17 protein-coding genes are annotated in these 18,155 nt (G+C 46.6%); 6 read left to right on the forward strand and 11 right to left on the reverse strand.

All coding sequences use genetic code 11. The annotated features are described in order from the left end of the window. The first annotated feature begins 51 nt into the window (after positions 1-51). The 5 genes from MBO_RS00870 to dacB all read left to right on the forward strand — a co-directional run bounded on the left by MBO_RS00870 (position 52) and on the right by dacB (position 5,150). Entirely contained in the window at positions 52-1,299 is a 1,248-nt protein-coding gene (locus tag MBO_RS00870) for an NnrS family protein (RefSeq protein ID WP_036362116.1), read from the forward strand. 20 nt (positions 1,300-1,319) lie between these two features. Further along, positions 1,320-2,471, forward strand: a complete 1,152-nt coding sequence (locus MBO_RS00875; protein ID WP_036362119.1) for an Mrp/NBP35 family ATP-binding protein — start codon at positions 1,320-1,322, stop codon at positions 2,469-2,471. 79 nt (positions 2,472-2,550) lie between these two features. Then, the gene (dcd, locus tag MBO_RS00880; RefSeq protein ID WP_036362122.1) at positions 2,551-3,120 is read left to right on the forward strand and encodes a dCTP deaminase; all 570 of its coding nucleotides are present in this window, start codon (positions 2,551-2,553) and stop codon (positions 3,118-3,120) included. A 105-nt stretch (positions 3,121-3,225) separates the two neighbouring features. Beyond that, positions 3,226-3,513, forward strand: coding sequence for a polyhydroxyalkanoic acid system family protein (locus MBO_RS00885; protein ID WP_036362125.1), 288 nt, complete (start codon positions 3,226-3,228; stop codon positions 3,511-3,513). Positions 3,514-3,581: 68 nt separating this feature from the next. Continuing rightward, positions 3,582-5,150 carry a D-alanyl-D-alanine carboxypeptidase/D-alanyl-D-alanine endopeptidase gene (gene dacB, locus MBO_RS00890; protein ID WP_036362129.1) on the forward strand — a complete coding sequence of 523 codons (1,569 nt, stop codon included), beginning with the start codon at positions 3,582-3,584 and terminating at the stop codon, positions 5,148-5,150. 54 nt (positions 5,151-5,204) lie between these two features. Here dacB and MBO_RS00895 read toward each other — a convergent pair whose 3' ends face one another. Both MBO_RS00895 and truD read right to left on the reverse strand, forming a co-directional pair. Then, on the reverse strand, positions 5,205-6,092 hold the full coding sequence (locus MBO_RS00895; RefSeq protein WP_052585204.1) for a M15 family metallopeptidase: 888 nt from the start codon (positions 6,090-6,092) through the stop codon (positions 5,205-5,207). 100 nt (positions 6,093-6,192) lie between these two features. Beyond that, positions 6,193-7,263: a tRNA pseudouridine(13) synthase TruD gene (truD, locus tag MBO_RS00900; protein WP_036362132.1), complete on the reverse strand. Its 1,071-nt coding sequence runs from the start codon at positions 7,261-7,263 to the stop codon at positions 6,193-6,195. Between the two features lie 326 nt (positions 7,264-7,589). Here truD and MBO_RS00905 point away from each other — a divergent pair, with 326 nt between their 5' ends. Beyond that, positions 7,590-9,359 (forward strand): acyl-CoA dehydrogenase C-terminal domain-containing protein, encoded by a 1,770-nt coding sequence (locus tag MBO_RS00905; protein ID WP_036362136.1) that lies wholly within the window; start codon positions 7,590-7,592, stop codon positions 9,357-9,359. 59 nt (positions 9,360-9,418) lie between these two features. Here MBO_RS00905 and MBO_RS00910 read toward each other — a convergent pair whose 3' ends face one another. The 9 genes from MBO_RS00910 to MBO_RS00950 form a co-directional block, all read right to left on the reverse strand. Continuing rightward, positions 9,419-9,751: a hypothetical protein gene (locus MBO_RS00910; protein ID WP_052585205.1), complete on the reverse strand. Its 333-nt coding sequence runs from the start codon at positions 9,749-9,751 to the stop codon at positions 9,419-9,421. Between the two features lie 145 nt (positions 9,752-9,896). After that, positions 9,897-11,729 carry a phosphoenolpyruvate carboxykinase (GTP) gene (locus MBO_RS00915; protein WP_036362139.1) on the reverse strand — a complete coding sequence of 611 codons (1,833 nt, stop codon included), beginning with the start codon at positions 11,727-11,729 and terminating at the stop codon, positions 9,897-9,899. A 361-nt stretch (positions 11,730-12,090) separates the two neighbouring features. Continuing rightward, a complete protein-coding gene (locus tag MBO_RS00920; protein ID WP_036362142.1) occupies positions 12,091-12,636 on the reverse strand; it encodes an acyl-CoA thioesterase in 546 nt (181 codons plus the stop codon). A 162-nt stretch (positions 12,637-12,798) separates the two neighbouring features. After that, positions 12,799-13,695 carry a 23S rRNA pseudouridine(2605) synthase RluB gene (gene rluB / locus MBO_RS00925; RefSeq protein WP_052585206.1) on the reverse strand — a complete coding sequence of 299 codons (897 nt, stop codon included), beginning with the start codon at positions 13,693-13,695 and terminating at the stop codon, positions 12,799-12,801. 122 nt (positions 13,696-13,817) lie between these two features. Then, a complete protein-coding gene (scpB, locus tag MBO_RS00930) occupies positions 13,818-14,426 on the reverse strand; it encodes an SMC-Scp complex subunit ScpB (RefSeq protein ID WP_052585207.1) in 609 nt (202 codons plus the stop codon). A 3-nt stretch (positions 14,427-14,429) separates the two neighbouring features. Then, on the reverse strand, positions 14,430-15,314 hold the full coding sequence (locus MBO_RS00935) for a segregation and condensation protein A (protein ID WP_080702128.1): 885 nt from the start codon (positions 15,312-15,314) through the stop codon (positions 14,430-14,432). A 4-nt stretch (positions 15,315-15,318) separates the two neighbouring features. Beyond that, a complete protein-coding gene (gene trpS, locus MBO_RS00940; RefSeq protein WP_036362147.1) occupies positions 15,319-16,392 on the reverse strand; it encodes a tryptophan--tRNA ligase in 1,074 nt (357 codons plus the stop codon). A gap of 90 nt (positions 16,393-16,482) precedes the next feature. After that, on the reverse strand, positions 16,483-17,283 hold the full coding sequence (gene cysE, locus MBO_RS00945; protein WP_152545074.1) for a serine O-acetyltransferase: 801 nt from the start codon (positions 17,281-17,283) through the stop codon (positions 16,483-16,485). A gap of 54 nt (positions 17,284-17,337) precedes the next feature. Further along, entirely contained in the window at positions 17,338-18,153 is an 816-nt protein-coding gene (locus MBO_RS00950; RefSeq protein WP_036362150.1) for an RNA methyltransferase, read from the reverse strand. Between the last annotated feature and the right edge of the window lie 2 nt (positions 18,154-18,155).

An 18,155-nucleotide genomic window follows, 5' to 3' on the forward strand; every position in this document is an offset into this window, starting at 1 on the left:
TATATAAGGCGTATCATATAAAAATAAAACTGCAAACATAAGGCACTCGCCATGCTCATGAATATCCAAAATACCGCCAAACGTCCCACGTCGCCTCACCCGATTTTAAATCTTGGATTTAGGATTTTCTTTGTGGGGTCGGCGCTGTTTGCAGTGGTTGCCATGCTGTTATGGCTTGCGATCTTACAAGGATTTGCGCCATTTAAAGGTGTAATAAATCCTTTTTATTGGCATGGTCATGAGATGGTGTTTGGCTATGCTTTGGCGGTGATTACAGGATTTCTACTGACGGCGGTCAAGACATGGACGAATCAGCCCATGCCTTATGGCTGGAAGCTTTTTGCGATATTTTTGCCGTGGGCACTGGCGCGTATTATGTGGGCGGGCGCGCATGCTGTACCAAGCAATGCCATGCTTGTGGTGGCCTTTGTGCTTGATATGCTGTTTTGGGGATTGACTTCGTTTGCTGTGATTAGAGCAGTTTGGGCAGCACGCCAAAAGCGCCAAATTGGCGTTGTTGCCAAGCTAACCTTGCTATACATCGCGCAGTTGGCATTTTATGCGGGTGTATTTACCAATCATCTGAGCATGCAACAAGTATCTGTATATGCGGCGTTATACTTGGTGATTGGGGTGGTTTTCACCATCGGTCGTCGTGTTTTGCCATTTTTTATTGTTAAGGGCATCAGTGTTAATAACGATGGTAAGTCGAATGGCATCAATGTGAAACAAAAAAATTCTGCGCTGCTAGACAGGGTGAATCTCGTGGGACTGTTTGGCTTTATTGTGTTTGATTTATTTGTCGTCATGCCGAAGGTTGCAGCGATTTTTGCTTTAATTTGCTTTATTGTTAATGCGCTTCGCCTCAAAAACTGGTATCATGCAGGCATCTGGCAAAAACCCTTGTTGTGGTCACTTGTCATTGCATTTGCAGGTATGACGGTGAGTATGTTGATTTTTGTGGTTTATCCGTTCATTGATAGCAGCATGAATCTGCATGCCTTGGGGCTGCATGGATTGGCGCTGTTCGGTGTGGGTCTGATGACGGTTGCCATGATGGCACGAGTGGCGTTGGGGCACACTGGGCGCAACATTCATCAGCCACCCAAGACAGTGGGCGCGATTTTTATATTGATGATTGTGTCAGCGCTCTGCCGAGTGTTGCTGCCGATGTTTGGCGGTGATTACATGACTTGGGTGCTGGTGTCGCAAGTGGCTTGGGTGTTGTCGTTCATGTTGTTCTGTGTGTCCTATGTAGGCATCTTATCGAAGGCGCGCGCTGACGGATTATTTGGTTAATCATTATAATAAGGCAAATCATGTTTAATATTTTTAAGAAAAATAAGTTCTCTCAGGCGGATGTGGATGAGAGCATGGCTGAATTTAACCTATACGGACAGCCGCTCAATCATCATGTGACAAGCAGCGAAATCGTCGGCGATGTGGTGAATTTATCACTAAAAATCCACAAAGATGCAGATCAAAAGCAGCTCGAGAACGTCTATCACGCGCTTCGCACGCGTCTGCACACGATCGGTGTTGAGGAAGTTAATCTAAATGTCGTACTGTCCGATACTGCGCCAGCCTCTAGAGATGGGGCGGCTCAGACCTATATTTCAACCGAGTCCAAAGAAGCAGAACCTGCCCCCGTCAAGCGTGCACCCACCCAAAGCGACATCGCGCCGCATCCACGCATTCGTCACATCATCGCTGTGGCATCAGGCAAAGGCGGTGTGGGTAAGTCCACTACGACGGTGAGCATCGCCCTTGCGCTTCAAAGACTTGGTAAAAAAGTCGGTATCTTGGATGCTGACATCTATGGACCATCCATTCCTGATATGCTTGGCATGGCAGGGGTAAAACCCAATGTTGAAAATGACCAATTCGTACCAATCGAGGCGGACGGACTTGCCATGCTGTCAATTGGTAATCTGATTGAGACGGACAATACACCGATCGCTTGGCGCGGTGTTAAGGCGACAGGCGCGCTGATGCAGATGTACAATCAGACCAATTGGCCAAATCTGGATTATCTGATCATCGACATGCCGCCTGGCACAGGGGACATTACACTGACTTTGGCGCAGCGCATTCCTGTCACGGGTGCGGTCGTAGTGACTACACCTCAGCATATTGCGTTACTCGATGCCAAAAAAGGCGTTGAGATGTTCCATAAAGTTAACATTCCCATACTTGGTATTGTTGAGAATATGGCGCTGCATGTATGTAGCCAGTGCGGGCATATCGATCATATCTTTGGCGCGGATGGTGGTAAGAACATGGCGACCATGTACGACGTACCACTGTTAGGGCAGATGCCCGTTAATGCGCACATCCGTGAGCAGATGGATAATGGCACACCAAAGCTCATCGGTTCTAGCATTGCGCACATCTATGATGACATCGCTAAGAACATCGATGAAGGCATTGGCAAATTCGCCAGAAGTCGCAAAGACGGTCGCATATTTTAACTGATGGCTGCATTGAATAACTTAAGCTTATCCATTATAATGACGGCAAATTAATGACAAATTCATACTGGGAAATAATATGTCCATTAAATCCGACCGTTGGATTCGCCAAATGGCAGCTGAGCATGACATGATCTCGCCATTTGAGCCGAATCAAGTGCGACACAACGAAAGTGGCGATAAGATCGTAAGCTATGGCACCTCAAGCTATGGCTATGATGTGCGCTGCGCCAATGAGTTCAAAGTATTCACCAATGTGCACTCTGCCATTGTCGATCCTAAGAACTTTGATGAGCGCAGTTTCATTGATGTGGTGGGTGATGAATGCATCATTCCACCAAACTCATTCGCTTTGGCGCGTACGGTTGAATACTTTAAGATTCCACGTGATGTATTGACCATCTGCTTGGGCAAATCCACCTACGCACGCTGCGGCATTATTGTTAATGTGACCCCGCTTGAGCCTGAATGGGAAGGACATGTGACACTAGAGTTTAGTAATACCACAAACCTACCTGCGCGCATCTATGCAGGCGAGGGTGTGGCTCAGATGCTATTTTTCCAAAGCGATGAAGTGTGTGAGACATCCTACAAAGACCGTGGCGGCAAATACCAAGGTCAAACAGGTGTTACTCTACCAAAGACCTAATGGCAACCTTAAGATTATAATGTTTACATATTTTATATCGTAATTGCCAAAAGATTGTTCTACAATGAGCAATCTTTTTTATTGTGTTTATTTATTGGAGAGATTATGCCTGACATTCGCATCGAGAAACGCCACAATTTTGACTTAGAAACGGCGCGCACTCAAGCCAAAAAATGGCTAGAAGAAGCTAAGGCGACTTTTGGGGTAGATGCCACCTACGAGCAGGGCATTGATACGGATACTGTCGCCATCAAAAAATCAGGTGTGGACGGGCGTGCTTTTTTGGATGCGGATAAGGTTATTTTTGAGGCGGATTTGGCATTTTTGGCGAAGCCATTAAAGGGTGTGATCAGTTCAGGCATCCAAGAAGGCTTGGATCGTTATTTTGCTTAAAGTATTTGAGTTTATAATCTGAATAATGATTAGGCTCACTATGTATCATAAACGTGTGCGGAGTATTTATGTATCGATGGCTGATGGCGGCTTTTGGTGTTATGGCGACAACGTCATGGGCGAATGAGCCGAGCTCTAACGTGGTCAATGATTCTATGGCGACTGTTGTCACCTATGATTTGCCTGCGGCCACACTCCCACAAAGCATCCGTGAAAAGATGGCGGTTGCAGGACTGTCTGATGATGAGGTGAGCTTTTGGGTTGAGCCATTAGATGGCGATCTTTCTAATACTGCCAATGCCAACACCAGACTTGAACCCATCATCCGCCATCGTGCTGATAAGCTGCGCACACCTGCCTCCACCCAAAAACTTGTCACGACATTCATCGCCTTGCACACATTGGGGGAGAACCATCGCTGGATAACGCGCGTTCATCCTAAAGGTGTGGTTATGAATGGCACGCTGTACGGTGACCTTGTGATTCAAGGGTTTGGCGATCCTGCCATGACGCATGATCGTCTGCGCGCCATGTTAAGACAGGTTGAGGCGAGGGGCATTCGACACATCCAAGGCGACATCGTCATCGATAACTCTGCATTCCAAGATGTTAAATTTAACATTAATGCCTTTGATGGGCAGGGAATGCGTGCCTATAATGCTGCGCCGAATGCTTTTTTGGTGAATTTTGGCACAGTTGAGATTGATGTGTTGCCATCAGGGCGTGATGAGATTATTCAGACGCCAACAGGTCAGACGACCAAGTTTATCCCAAGCGATCATCAAAGTGCTGCCTTGCAGGTACTGCCACCATTGGCAGATTTTAGTGCACCAAGTCAGGTCTCTGCCAATGATACACGCTGCTTAAGCGAAAATAAATTTCACCTAAATGATAAGAAGCTGACCGTATTTGGTGGTACGCGTGCTGATTGTGGTCGTCAATCGTATTGGTTGACGTTCAGCGATGCTGACACTTTGGCAATCAAGGCGGTAAAAGGAATATGGCAGTCGATTGATGAGAGGTTTGCAGGGCGGGTGCGTATTGATGATGTTGTAAGCCCTAGCATTGCTTGGTTAATTTATCCTTCCAAGCCTTTAAGCGAGCAGATTTATCTCATCAACCAACACTCTAATAACGTGATGACCGAGCAAGTGGCGCTGTCTTTGCCATTATCAATGGGGGTGGCAGGAGTGAGTGACCCAGCCTCTGACTATCCGAGTGCGCTTAACTTTATTAGCAAATGGTGGCAGACGCACCTAAGTAGCCAGCCGCCCATGATGAGCCGAGCATCGGGACTGTGCCGAGACTGTGCGATAACACCAGCAGCGATGGCTGAACTGCTTGCTTTCGCTTATCAGCAGCCGAATTTTGAAGTGTTTAAGGCTTCTTTGCCAATCGCTGGTCAATCTGGCACGATGATGTCGCTATCGGAGCGAGATCCTGAGCATCCTGCCATTGGGCATGCGCATATTAAGACGGGTACGCTGAATAATGTTAAGAGTCTGGCAGGCTACGTTATGGACACCCAAGGCAGGTGGTATGTGTTTGTTGGCATGATTAATGCCCCTGGTGCGGGATATAGTGATCATGCCACTGCGGTTTTGGATGAAGCGCTGTCTTATGTTGCGAAGCTTTAATAAAAAATCCAACCTTATAATTTAATGGTTGGATTTTTATTGCCTATTTGACTTTTACTGCTTGGACGAAGTTTCTTTGTTTTTTGGATTTTCTTTACTGTCCTCGATTGTTTCATCTAGTGTATCAGCTTCATCAGTCTCTACCTCTATAGCTTGGCATTCTCTGGGTGTGAAGATCGTTTGACCATGCTCATCACCAACGTATCGCCAGTGCCACGACTCTTCAGATACGCCGCTTTTTTCGCTATATTCCTTGGTAAAGGTCTGCTCCCAACCGTATTCATGGGCGTGCTCCATCAGCCATTTATAACCCTTGCCTTTGGCGAATTTGGCATCAATCGGCGCAAAATCCACCGCATAGCCTGTGTGATGCTCAGAGTAGCCTGCAGGCGATGACGTGTGATAGATGGTCTTGGGTGGTTGTTTTTGACGAATTTTGCGTTTAATGATGGTGTCTTGCAGTCTCACTGAGCGGAAAATTGAGCTGGGATATAGCGCAACTTTATCTTTAGCGGCAGCATTGACCAGAGTTTGCAGTGGCTCTTTGACGTCTTTGTGGATTAGCTTGTTTTCTTCATTTTTGCCACCATAGCCACTCCACACCAAATCCTCAGCAAAAATCTCATCATAAGAAAAATGCTGAATGCCTACCGCCAGCGCGTCAGGTGAGCAGATCGGACGTTCTGGTTTTTCTTCGTTGTCTTTGGCATCTTGGCTGTCTTGATTGTCTGTATTTTCTAAATCTGACGCATCAGATTCTGATTCATCAGAGCGACTTTCGTCCAGATCATCATTGTTGTTTTTGACAAGTTTATCTGGTGTGGCTTTGTCATTATCGGTTGTTGGCGTGACTTTTTTGCCATCTGTAATAACAAAAGCGTGCGCACTGCCTTGAATGACAAAACAAATCGACAGTGCAAGTAAGGAGAGTTTCTTTGACATATTAAATTGTGAATTATCTATAATTAAATAAAATAAATGCCCCTATTATAGCGGGTGAATCTGTGTATTGCGTGACAATTTGTTCATAAAATGTGATAAATCACACCTGTCTGCGAGTAGGTTCATTCAAGTTGTGCGCAAGGGCATAAAGCACCACCGTGGCGAATGCACCTTTAGGTAGTTCAAAATTTAGCTCTAGATTGCCATCGATCCATTGCCAATTCATATCACTGATTAATAATCGTGTGGCGCGTCTTGATGCTTTTACACCTACCTTTTGTAGGCCTTGGATGAGCGTATTGTATTTGACATCGTTAAATACTTGATTTTCAAGAGCGAGCGCATCGTCAGTGGCTTTATTATCGCCCATGCCATATAGCGAGATGGTAGGGTGAATGTCTTTGGCGTCAAGGCGGGCTCGTATCTCATCATCGAGTTGGGCGGTGAATACCGAGCCTGTACCGTTCAGGTTAAATACATCGCCTGTCAGACCTTTATCCCATGTGTGATTGGCGACCCTCAATGCCAAAATTTCATTAAACAAATGGCTGCGCGTGGCAGAGATGAGCATGCCATGACGTTCTAGGTCTTTTTTGTGGGGTTTATAGGGTTTGGCGCTGTTTATGATTTTATCAAAAAAATCCTGCGACTTGGTTAGATTACCGCCATCATGCCCAAATCGTTGTTCTCCAAAATAATTTGGCACCCCGTGAGCTGCGATGTCTGACAGCTGGGCCTCGATATCATCTACCTTGCCTTGCACGTCTCTTAAAGTAATCGTGAAGTAGTTGGATTTATGCGTGCCGCGATTTAATTTTCTGCCATGCCAATGACTTTGCAGAATCTCAATCTTCTCATCTTGTTGTAATTTATCAGCAATAAAATCGCCAAAATCCACACTGGGCGCAGTTTTCTTGGGCAAGCGTAGGCTGTACCATTGATGAGTCTCGGCGTGACGGTCTTTTAGCCCAGAATAGCCCACATCGCGCACAGGAATCTCCGCCCATTCAGACAGCAGACGTGCGACGAAGACGGTATTCATGTTAATCTTTTTAATATTCAGCCACAGATGCTCACCCGCACCATCAAAATCAATGTCCATACGTTCGGTGACGATAAAATCGGCAGGTGATTGTTTAAAAGTGGCGCTGATGATGGTGGGTGTTTTCATGGGCGGCTTGATGATTAAAATTTATTATTTGGAATAGTGGTTTATTAAAGTGGCTATTAAAGCATGAAATGATTTATTTGCCAAATTTTTTACTCCTTAAAAGTGCATTTTGGGAAATAAAAAAAATGAAAATCAACAAACCTATTGGCAAGCGCATAAAATGACTGCTGAGTCTGTCTAAGCGATTGCAAGTTTAAACCCTTTGTTTTAGAGTAAATAATTAGTAAGTGATTTAGACAGTTGCCCGCCGAATCTTTATCTTGACCGAGACATTAAAATATGTTTTTATAAAGGATAAAGAGTGGCTCTAAAAAAGGAAGTTTATTATGACGTTAAATTATTCAGCACCGCTAGATGAGATGCGTTTTACCCTAAAGGACGTGTTCGATGCCCCGACGTTTTGGAAAAATACACCCAGCCTGTCGCACATGGATACAGATACGGTGGACATGATTTTAGATGAGATGGCAAAATTTAGCCGTGACGTATTATTACCACTGAATCAGTCAGGTGATGATGAGAGTGCAAAATACTTAGGCGACGGCAAGGTCTCCACACCGAGTGGCTTTCAAGATGCATTCAAGCAGTACAGCGACATGGGCTGGATTGGCTTGGGCGGTGATCCAGACTTTGGCGGGCAAGGCATGCCAAAGATGGTGACCATGCTCACCGAGGAGATGATGTTCTCTGCCAATCAGGCGTTTGCGCTGTATCCGAACCTGACAGTCGGGGCGACGCTATGCTTGTTGGCTAACGGCAGCGATGAGCAAAAGGCGCTATACCTGCCAAAACTATACTCAGGAGAATGGTCTGGCACGATGTGTCTGACCGAGGCGCATGCAGGCACGGATCTTGGCATCATCAAGACGCGAGCCACGCCGAATGATGATGGCTCCTATGCGATCACAGGCACCAAAATTTTCATCACAGGCGGTGAGCATGATTTGACAGAAAATATCGTGCATCTGGTGCTTGCCAAGACACCGGATGCACCCGCTGGTTCTAAGGGTATTTCGCTTTTTATTGTGCCAAAATTCCTAGTTAATGACGATGGTGCATTAGGCGAGCGTAACGGCGTAGCAGCTGGATCGATTGAGCATAAGATGGGCATTAAGGCATCGGCAACTTGTGTGATGAATTTCGATAATGCCAAAGGCTATATGGTTGGCGCTGAGAACACGGGACTTGCCACGATGTTCGTCATGATGAACTATGAACGCGTCACGATGGGACTTCAGGGTCTGGGTGCAAGCGTATTGGCTTATCAAAATGCCGCCGCCTATGCCAAGGATCGCCTACAGGGCAGACATGATGATGGCATCAAAAATACCGATAAAGCCGCTGATCCAATCATTGGGTTCGGTGATGTGCGTCGCATGCTCCTAAATGCCAAGACCAATAGTGTCGCCTCACGAACTTTCGCCATGTATGTGGCGCGAGAGCTAGACATTGCCAAATTCAGCGACGATGCGCAGGCGAAATCAGCTGCCGCTGCCAAGGTTGCATTATTAACCCCGATTGCCAAGGCGTTTTTGACAGACATGGCGTTCAACGCCACCATCGACTGTCAGCAGGTATTTGGTGGTCATGGTTACATCAAAGAATGGGGTATGGAGCAGATCGTGCGTGACACACGCATCAGTCAGATCTATGAAGGCACGAATGGTATCCAAGCTTTGGACTTATTGGGCCGTAAGGTGGTTAAAAACAATGCGGTAGCGATCTTTGCGCTGATTGACGAGATTAATGAAGCTTGTCAAGATATTGATCACGCCATCAAGGATGCGACCATCTCGGCCGCCAAGCGTGTTAAATTCTTGACCGAGCAGCTACTGACTACTGCCAAGACAGACGCTCATGCCATCAATGCCTCAGCCGTGGATTATCTGCATACCGTGGGTTATCTGTGCTATGCTTATATGTATGTGCTTATCGCACGGGCATGCCAAGGCAAGCCAGGTGAGTTTTATGAAGAGCGCCTAAAACTCGCGGAATACTTTATCCAAAGGATCTTGCCAAAACTTTATGCACATGCCGACATGGCGCAGGCAGGCTCATCAAGCATCATGGCATTTGATGATGAGTTTTTTGTTTGACTGAATAAACTTAACAAAAGGGCAGAGCGATCTGCCTTTTTGTTTTGGATGCTTGATGATCATTTATGTTCACAAGTTAAAGGTTTTAGTTCACCATCAACCAAATCTACCAGCATCGGTTTACCGTCTTTATCAATCTTTCGATGAGCATAATTTGCCTGTGCATAACATTCTGCCAAGCCTTCAGCGAACAGATAACTGCTGGCGGCAGGGTAGAGTGAGGTGATGTAATTGTGTGAATTTTTGAGAATCGACGGTTGAAGATTGACTTGTTCTTCAGGCGAGAATTCTGCCTTGGTGAAGGCGGATTTGACCAATCTGTCCTGTTTGTCCTTTAGTATCCAAACTTTCACGCTGCTTTTATTATGGTATTTATCCTGATGAATGTTCATAAGCATCCCATCATGTCGGCTTATTGTGAGGCGTTATTATGTTATTGTATCATGATTTAAGGTTGACCTTTTTTTGATATTTTATGATGAGTCTACAGACGAAAAAAAACGCCCCGATTTACGGAGCGTTTTTTTAGATCAGAAATTATAGAGCTTGCACGTCATTTAGCAGTTTGGCTTGATGATTGATCAAAGCCTGTGGCATGCGCTCGCCTAGTTTATTGAATAGGTCTTTGTGATCTTGCAGTTCTTTAACCCATGCAGCCTTATCTTGGCTAGTTACTAGGTTGAACTGCTGTTCGCTGAAGTCTGATTCTGCCCAGTTAATGTCGTTGTAGGTAGGAACAAGACCGATCGGGGTAACAACAGCATTAGCCTTGCCTTCGCAGCGGTTAATGATCCATTCTAGAACACGCATGTTCTGACCGAAACCAGGCCAGACGAAATCACCATTCTCGTCACGACGGAACCAGTTCACTTTGAACATTTTTGGCATTTGAGTGCCGTGTTCAGCGGTTAGTTTTTCAAGTTTTTCGCCCATTTCTAACCAGTTGGTGAAATAGTCTGCCATGTTGTAACCAGCGAATGGTAGCATCGCAAATGGATCGCGACGAACCACGCCTTGAGCACCTGTAGCGGCAGCAGTGGTTTCAGAACCCATGGTTGCGGCTTTATATACGCCGTCCACCCAGTCAAGGGATTCAGATACCAATGGCACAGTGTCAGCGCGACGACCACCAAAGATAAAGGCAGAGATAGGCACACCTTCAGGGTTTTCCCATTGTGGGTCGATAGATGGGCATTGAGCGGCAGATACGGTAAAGCGTGCGTTTGCGTGAGAAGCTTTCTCTTCGCCTGTATGTTTTTCACGTTTCCAGTTGATTAGGTTTTCTGGTGCTTCTTTGGTTTTGCCTTCCCACCATACTTCACCATCTTCAGTCATGGCGACGTTGGTGTAAATAACGTCTGAGCCTAGGGTGCTCATGCAGTTAGAGTTGGTTTTGGTATTTGTTCCTGGTGCTACGCCGAAGAAGCCTGCTTCTGGGTTGATGGCGTAAAGTCTGCCGTCCGCCGATGGCTTGATCCATGCGATGTCATCACCCACAGTTTCAACTTTCCAACCTTCGTAGCCTGCTGGTGGAATTAGCATGGCGAAGTTGGTCTTACCACAGGCAGATGGGAATGCTGCAGCGATGTAGTGTTTTTTGCCTTCTGGATTAGTAACGCCTAGGATTAGCATGTGTTCAGCCAGCCAGCCTTGTTCACGACCCATCACAGATGCAATACGAAGGGCTAGGCATTTTTTGCCAAGTAGAGCGTTACCGCCGTAACCTGAACCATAAGACCAGATTTCACGAGTCTCAGGGAAATGTACGATGTATTTGTCATCGTTGCAAGGCCATGCGACGTCTTTTTCGCCATCGCTTAATGGCTTACCAACAGAATGCACGCATGGTACAAATTCACCATCTGTTCCTAGTACATCATAGACAGCCTTGCCCATGCGAGCCATCTTACGCATACTGACGACAACATAAGGGCTGTCGGTGATTTCAACACCGATGTGGGCAATGTGGCTACCCAGCGGACCCATGCTAAACGGCACAACATACATGGTGCGACCCGCCATGCAGCCATTAAACTTCTCATTTAAAATTGCTCGCATTTCATCGGGGGCTTTCCAGTTGTTGGTAGCGCCAGCGTCAATTTCTTGTTCAGAGCAGATGAAAGTGCGGTCTTCAACACGCGCTACGTCTGATGGATCTGAGAAGGCCAAATAAGAATTGGGGTGTTTTTCTTGGTTTAATTTCACCATGGTGCCGTTATCAATCATTAGATTGATTAGGCGTTTGTGTTCTTCGTCTGAACCGTCACACCATTCGATGGCAGCAGGCTTAGTAAGCTGCGCAATCTCGTTGACCCAGTTTACTAGGGCTTGATGACGGACAAATTCTGCAGCATTAACGATGGTAGTCATGTGATATCTCATGAAAAATAAAGAATTAACCAACCAAAAAGGCGGGTTTAAAAAGTTTAATCTTGCCGAAACGAGACGGCTATTTTAATCATAAAGAGCTGACAGTATCGACTGATTTTGTCTGGCATTGTTGTTAAAACAATATGACAGCCCTTAATTTTCTGCGTATTAAAACATATTTTGATACAATTGATAATAGATATTCATAAAATAAATTATGGTATTTCTATATTTTATAATTAAATGGGGGATTGGTAGGCCATACATTTAACCAATAAATTGTAAGAAAATTTAAAAACTTGGCTTGTTTCCAACCAACATATGACAAAGCCTAAATTTCGTTAATTTAGGCTTGCTAGAGTCATTCGCTTGGATAAGGACGCAGCTTGTCAGCATTTACCCAAGACTGCACCCATTCGTCAGGCGGCATGTTAATGTCGGATAGATTTAATGCGCTTAATACGGTTTTGGTGTCTATGGTCTTGCCCGTTTTGATGTTGGTGACGGCGGTGCGAAGCAGGGCGTGGCAGGTGCATTTACCCTTAACCCACATGGTCTGCTCAATATAGAACCAGCGTTCATCGACGGCGCACAGCCTGGTCTTCATGATGACGTCATCAAAGGCACGAATTCTCTTGCGATACTGGATGGTGCTACCTGCCACCACCAGCCCCCATCGGTTTTGGATGAGTTTTTTACCAAGCCCTGTACGAATGGCAAAATCTGTTCGACCTAAATCAAATAGGGTAAATATTCGCCCGTTATTCATCTCAAGAAAGTTATCGATGTCGTTTAAGCGTGCCTTGAAGTGATATTCACTGGTGTCGGTCAGATTCAGTGTGTCGCCTTGTTTGAAGTCGATTGAGCTTTTGACGATGGTTTTGGCAAGACGTAAAAAAGGATACATAAACAATTCCAAGTTCAAAAAGACAAACCAAAAGGCGATGATCTCGCCTTTTTTGGATTATGCTTTGTAAAAGTTGCGTTTTTTAGATTTGGGCTGCGCTGACGGCTGTCGCTGCTTGGGCGTTTTTTGTTACCGGTACGCTGTCTGCGCTTTTCTTCACGCTCATGGCGTTCGTGTTTTTGGCGACGAATTTCGCGAGATTTTTAGTGGTTTTTTGTGAATGCGTGCTTGTTTTTCTTTGGCGGCGGTGTTTAGACCTGTACCTATGCGTGGGCGCAATCCGACTGTCTCGATTAGTTTGCCGATCTCTTTGGCATCAAGTTCAATGAATCGTCCTGTGCGCAGCTCTTTTGGTAAAATTACCGTGCCGTAGCGAGTACGAATTAGGCGCGATACTTTAAGTTCTTGAGACTCAAACATACGGCGAACTTCACGCTTGCGACCTTCTTTGATCTTAACGTGATACCATTTATTGACGCCTGTGCCGCCGCCTTCTTTGATGTCATCGAACTTTGCCATACCGTCTTCTAGCTCGACGCCACGGGTCAAATTCTGAGAAATCTTGGGGGTAACTTCACCAAGCACACGCACGGCATACTCACGAGTTACTTCACTTGATGGGTGCATGAGGCGGTGCGCCAGCTCACCATCGTTGGTGAATAGTAATAGTCCTGATGAGTTGATGTCTAGGCGTCCTACCATTACCCATCTGTCGCCGGTTAGCTTGGGCAGACGGTCAAAAACAGTGGGGCGACCCTCTGGATCTGAAGCTGATGAAATCTCGCCCTCAGGCTTGTAATAAGCGATGATACGGCGGCGTTTTTCGCGTTCTGCCTTGATGTGTACTAGGCGACCATCGACACGAATCTCATCCATCGCGCTGGCACGATCGCCAAGCGTGGCTATGCTACCGTTGATAGAAACACGTCCTGATTTGATGATCTCTTCGAGTCCACGGCGAGAGCCTAGACCCATGCGGGCAAGTAGTTTTTGAAGTTTTTCGCCTTCTGGGCGTGCATTATCGGTGGGGGTTTCGATGATGTCTGGCGTGTCGGTCATGATGGTGTCCTGTGGTTGGAAAATAACATTTCACAATGTTAAAAGATCAATGATAAGACTTTTGGGTTAAATTAGCAAGTAAAATCTGTATTGATGTGTAAGTACATTAATTAACAGGTGATTTAGCCATTTACTTTTAGACTCTGTAAGTCAGGCAATGGCGGCAATTCATCTAGGCTTGCCAATCCAAATGCATCCAAGAATGCTGGTGTGGTATGTAGCAGTGCTGGGCGACCGAGTGTGTCTTTATATCCTTTCTCCATGATCCAGCCCTTATCGAACAGCTGTCTTAGGATGTTACTTGACACGGTAACGCCACGCACCTGCTCGATGTCAGAGCGTGTGACGGGCTGCTTGTAGGCGATGACGCTCAAGGTCTCAAGTAGGGCTTGGCTTAGGCTTTCAAGACGCTCTGGAAAAATCTGCTGAATGAGCCGAGAATAACTGTCCTTGATCTGCAGGCGGTATCCGCTCGCGGTCTTGCCTAGGGTGAGTACGCTACCCGACAGTCGCTCTTTTAGGATGATTAGCGCCATTTGGAGCTCATCACTACTCATAGATAGGTGTTTTTTTAGATCTTGATCGGTTAGGGGTGTTTCGCTTGCGTGTAGTAGCACCTCGATATAGCGACTTAGTGCTTCGGCGGTGGCGTGCGACTCGAGCAGCTCTTTATGGCTGTCTTGTTTTGTTGATTCAACATCTAAAGTAAGTGGTGTTAGGGTGTTTTGCATGGGTTAATGTAGCCAGTATAGGGTTTGTTCGCCGATGGCATGACCGGTGTTGTCGATGCTTGACAGGGTGTTTTTGGCGCGTTTTTCGGTGGTTTGAAGTGCGTAGTTGTGCGCACTTTCGTCATCGAAGTCATCGCTGTACTCACTAAGACCGACCAAGCCGCGCTTAATCAGCTCAAGCACCGCCACGAAGCTTACCACCACGCCAAGCTTGCCTTGGGTGGGTTCTAGCAGCTCTTTGAAAGTGGATGAGCCTTTTTCGCTGAGCATTCGGGTGATGTTGGCGATGCGCTCGGGCAGTGGCACGGGATCCACATTGACTGTGTGCATCTGATAATCAGGCTTAATCTGCATGGTGACGAGGCTGTTAACGAGAATCTGCGGAGAGTATTTTGGCAGTTCGGCGCGCATCGCCTCGATGCTGGGCAAGCTGGTAAATGCCAAAAACACATCTCTTTCTAGTCGTATCAACCTATCAAGCCTTTGAGCAGCTTCTTTGATCTGAGCGTATTCTTCGAGTTTTCTGATGAGTCTTGCTTTGGGGTTTACCCCTTCATCATCAATATCTGGCTGTGGCAATAACAGCTCACTCTTGATGGCGATGAGCGTGCCCGCCATCAACAGATAATCGCCCGCCAATTCAAAATATTCTTCATCCAAGTCTTTGATGTAGCTTAAGTATTGTTCCGTAATGGGTAAAATGGCGGTCTCGGTCAGATCGAAGTTGTTTTTCTTAACCAAATACAACAAAAAATCAAGCGGGCCGGCAAATTGCTCAAGCCAAATCGCAAAAGCCTGCGGGGGGATGTATAAGTCATCGGGCAGGCTCTCAACAGGCGTATCAAAGATGCGAATGGTCTTAGCATCTTGTACTTGGGCGGTATCCATCACGTTATTTAAGCTTGGCAAGAGGCTTGATGCCGATGGCGCGGCGTGTCTTATCCAGTTGCTTTTGGGCGACTCGACGAGCCTTGACGGCACCCATTTGTAGGATTTCTTCAAGCTCTTTTGGGTTATTCATGAGTTCAAAATAACGCTGGCGCATCGGCGCAATTTCGTCATTAATTTTGTTGAACAAGATTTCCTTAGCTTCACCCCAGCCGATGCCACGACGATAGTGGGCGGCTAACTCTTCGATCTCTTCTTTGGTGGCGAAGGCGCGATAAATCTCAAAGATGGTACATTCGTTACAATTCTTAGGTTCTTCGGGTGCTTGTGAATTGGTGACGATTTGAGAGATCGCTTTTTTTAGGGCTTTTTGTGGGTCAACTTGCGGATTGCCATCGCCGAATAATGGAATGGTATTGCCATAAGATTTGCTCATTTTGCGACCGTCAAGCCCAGTTAATAAGGGAATGTCTTCATCAACGACGGCGTTTGGCTGAATGAACAGGGGCTTGTACTTAAAATTGAATGTGCCAGCAATGTCTCTTGCCATCTCAATATGCTGTACTTGGTCTTTACCGACAGGTACATGAGTGGCGTTAAACATCAAAATGTCAGCCGCCATCAATACAGGATAGCTGAACAATCCCATGGTAATGCCAAAGTCTGGATCAACATCTTCTTTGGCGGCATTGATATCAACAGCGGCTTTATAGGCGTGGGCTCGATTCATCAAGCCTTTGGCACATGAGCAATTTAGCACCCAAGCCAGCTCTGGAATTTCTGGAATGTCTGACTGGCGGTAGAAAGTTACCGCTTGTGGATCCAGACCGCAGGCGAGCCAAGTTGCAGCAATGGCACGAGTGGAGCGATGAATCTCATCAGGATCGAAGCATTTAATTAAGGCATGAAAATCCGCCAAGAAAAAGAAAGCATCACCGTCGCCACGTGCGATCGCCTCGTTGGCAGCGGCAATCGCAGGGCGAATTGAGCCGACATAGTTGCCTAAGTGTGGAATGCCAGTGGTGGTAATGCCTGTTAATACGCGCTTTGGGGTGGTTGGCTGAGTGCTGTCAGTCATGAGATTCCTTGTTATTTCTAATGAATAAAGCGAATAATTATAACAGAATTATGATTTATTTTGTCATCTTAAATGCATCATCTTGTGCCATTAACTTTGGGTTTTTAGGACGTCTAGGTCATCTTTACAGATTAGTTCGATGGCTTGACTGCAAAACTCAGGATCTAGCTTGCAGATGGCGTTTTGTAGTTCATCGATGCGTCTGTCTTGATTCTGAATGTGCGCTAGGAGTGCCGCGATGCTTGTGGCCACGGGGTCCTGAGTGTCGGGCTTAAGCCCGTAGGCGTTGAACAGTTCATCCGCTGCCTGCGTCTGTTCTTGGCTGACCTTTGGTGCGTCTTTTTTGCTGTTCTTGTCGATCATGCGGGCAGCGGAGCCGACCATGGTGGCATTTTCTGGTACGGGCTTTACGACCACGGCGTTTGAGCCGATTTTGGCGTGATTACCCACGGTGAAGCCGCCTAGGATTTTGGCACCTGCGCCCACGACCACATGGTCGCCAAGCGTGGGGTGGCGTTTGGCGCCTTTTTCCCATGAGACACCACCCAAGGTGACGCCATGATAGAGTGTCACATTATCGCCGATCTCAGCAGTCTCGCCGATGACCACGCCCATGCCGTGATCGATGAATAGGCGCTTACCGATTTTGGCGGCAGGGTGAATCTCGATGCCTGTCGTGACGCGGCTGATGTGCGACAAGCTTCGTGCTAGGAATTTGTGGTCGTTCTCCCACAAGGTATGAGCGGCGCGGTGTAGGGTACGCGCGTGTATGCCGGGGTACGTGATGAATACTTCTGCCTTGGTGCGAGCGGCAGGGTCGCGATCTAATACGGCTTCTAAGTCATCATTGATGGCGTTTTTGAGATTTTTGATTCTTTGAATGAATGACACGAATGATCCTTAAAATAGTTATAAGACAATCAAGCTATTATCAAGACAACTTGGCTAATCTGGCTGGTTTTGGCTGATTTTAACATGAATTTTGGCAATTAATGCGCGCAGTAGGGCAAATTCTTTTTGGTCAAGCTGCACCCGACTTGTGAGCCTTGATAGGCGCATGGGCGGATGCTTTAAGTCCTGATCGTCTGCCAAGTCAAGCTTAATAAGCAAATCGATGAGACTGCTGTTAAGGTTTTGCTGCTGAGCGTGTGTGATGGCAGGTTCATCCCAGTCTTGGCGGATATTTAGGTTAAGCTGATGAGTTTGGGAGAGGTCGTCTTCTGATTTTGATGCATGATTTGACAGTGCATCATAGATGAACGCACCAATCACCTGTACGGCGGCGGCGACATTAAGAACGGGATATTCAGGATTGGCGGGGATTTGGATGTGATAATCCGCCAGCGAAAGTTCATCGTTCGTTAGACCGCGATCTTCACGCCCGAATAAGATGGCGATCTTTGGGATGGGTTCGTTAGGATTGTTATGTGCCTGATGAAAATTCATCATTAGCTCTGCTGCCATCTTTGGGGCGATGACGGGACGTGGCATATGACGAACGCGCGCGGATGCTGCAAATACCATGTGACAGTCTGACAAGGCTTCATTCAGGTCGTTGACGATGCGCGCAGAATCAAGCACAGAGGTCGCACCTGCAGCATTGGCAACACTAGTGTCATCAATGGGTAGACGTGGATTCACGACAACCAGATCGGACAGTCCCATTGTGTGCATGGCACGAGCAGCCGAGCCGATGTTAGCGGGTAGGGTGGTGCCAATCATGACGATGCGAATGCTCGCCAGTTGAGAGATTAAATTCATAA

The sequence above is a fragment of the Moraxella bovoculi 237 genome, from assembly GCF_000696305.2.
Taxonomy (GTDB): Bacteria; Pseudomonadota; Gammaproteobacteria; order Pseudomonadales; family Moraxellaceae; genus Moraxella; species Moraxella bovoculi.

Bases quoted from the DNA above. Each gene is read 5' to 3' on its own strand.
- MBO_RS00910 (WP_052585205.1), bottom strand. From the start codon at position 9,751: ATGAACATTCATCAGGATAAATACCATAATAAAAGCAGCGTGAAAGTT.
- MBO_RS00935 (WP_080702128.1), bottom strand. From the start codon at position 15,314: ATGGATACCGCCCAAGTACAAGATGCTAAGACCATTCGCATCTTTGAT.
- MBO_RS00885 (WP_036362125.1), top strand. From the start codon at position 3,226: ATGCCTGACATTCGCATCGAGAAACGCCACAATTTTGACTTAGAAACG.
- MBO_RS00875 (WP_036362119.1), top strand. From the start codon at position 1,320: ATGTTTAATATTTTTAAGAAAAATAAGTTCTCTCAGGCGGATGTGGAT.
- MBO_RS00950 (WP_036362150.1), bottom strand. From the start codon at position 18,153: ATGAATTTAATCTCTCAACTGGCGAGCATTCGCATCGTCATGATTGGC.
- trpS (WP_036362147.1), bottom strand. From the start codon at position 16,392: ATGACTGACAGCACTCAGCCAACCACCCCAAAGCGCGTATTAACAGGC.
- rluB (WP_052585206.1), bottom strand. From the start codon at position 13,695: ATGACCGACACGCCAGACATCATCGAAACCCCCACCGATAATGCACGC.
- MBO_RS00915 (WP_036362139.1), bottom strand. From the start codon at position 11,729: ATGACTACCATCGTTAATGCTGCAGAATTTGTCCGTCATCAAGCCCTA.
- MBO_RS00920 (WP_036362142.1), bottom strand. From the start codon at position 12,636: ATGTATCCTTTTTTACGTCTTGCCAAAACCATCGTCAAAAGCTCAATC.
- dcd (WP_036362122.1), top strand. From the start codon at position 2,551: ATGTCCATTAAATCCGACCGTTGGATTCGCCAAATGGCAGCTGAGCAT.
- MBO_RS00895 (WP_052585204.1), bottom strand. From the start codon at position 6,092: ATGTCAAAGAAACTCTCCTTACTTGCACTGTCGATTTGTTTTGTCATT.
- MBO_RS00905 (WP_036362136.1), top strand. From the start codon at position 7,590: ATGACGTTAAATTATTCAGCACCGCTAGATGAGATGCGTTTTACCCTA.
- dacB (WP_036362129.1), top strand. From the start codon at position 3,582: ATGTATCGATGGCTGATGGCGGCTTTTGGTGTTATGGCGACAACGTCA.
- scpB (WP_052585207.1), bottom strand. From the start codon at position 14,426: ATGCAAAACACCCTAACACCACTTACTTTAGATGTTGAATCAACAAAA.
- MBO_RS00870 (WP_036362116.1), top strand. From the start codon at position 52: ATGCTCATGAATATCCAAAATACCGCCAAACGTCCCACGTCGCCTCAC.
- truD (WP_036362132.1), bottom strand. From the start codon at position 7,263: ATGAAAACACCCACCATCATCAGCGCCACTTTTAAACAATCACCTGCC.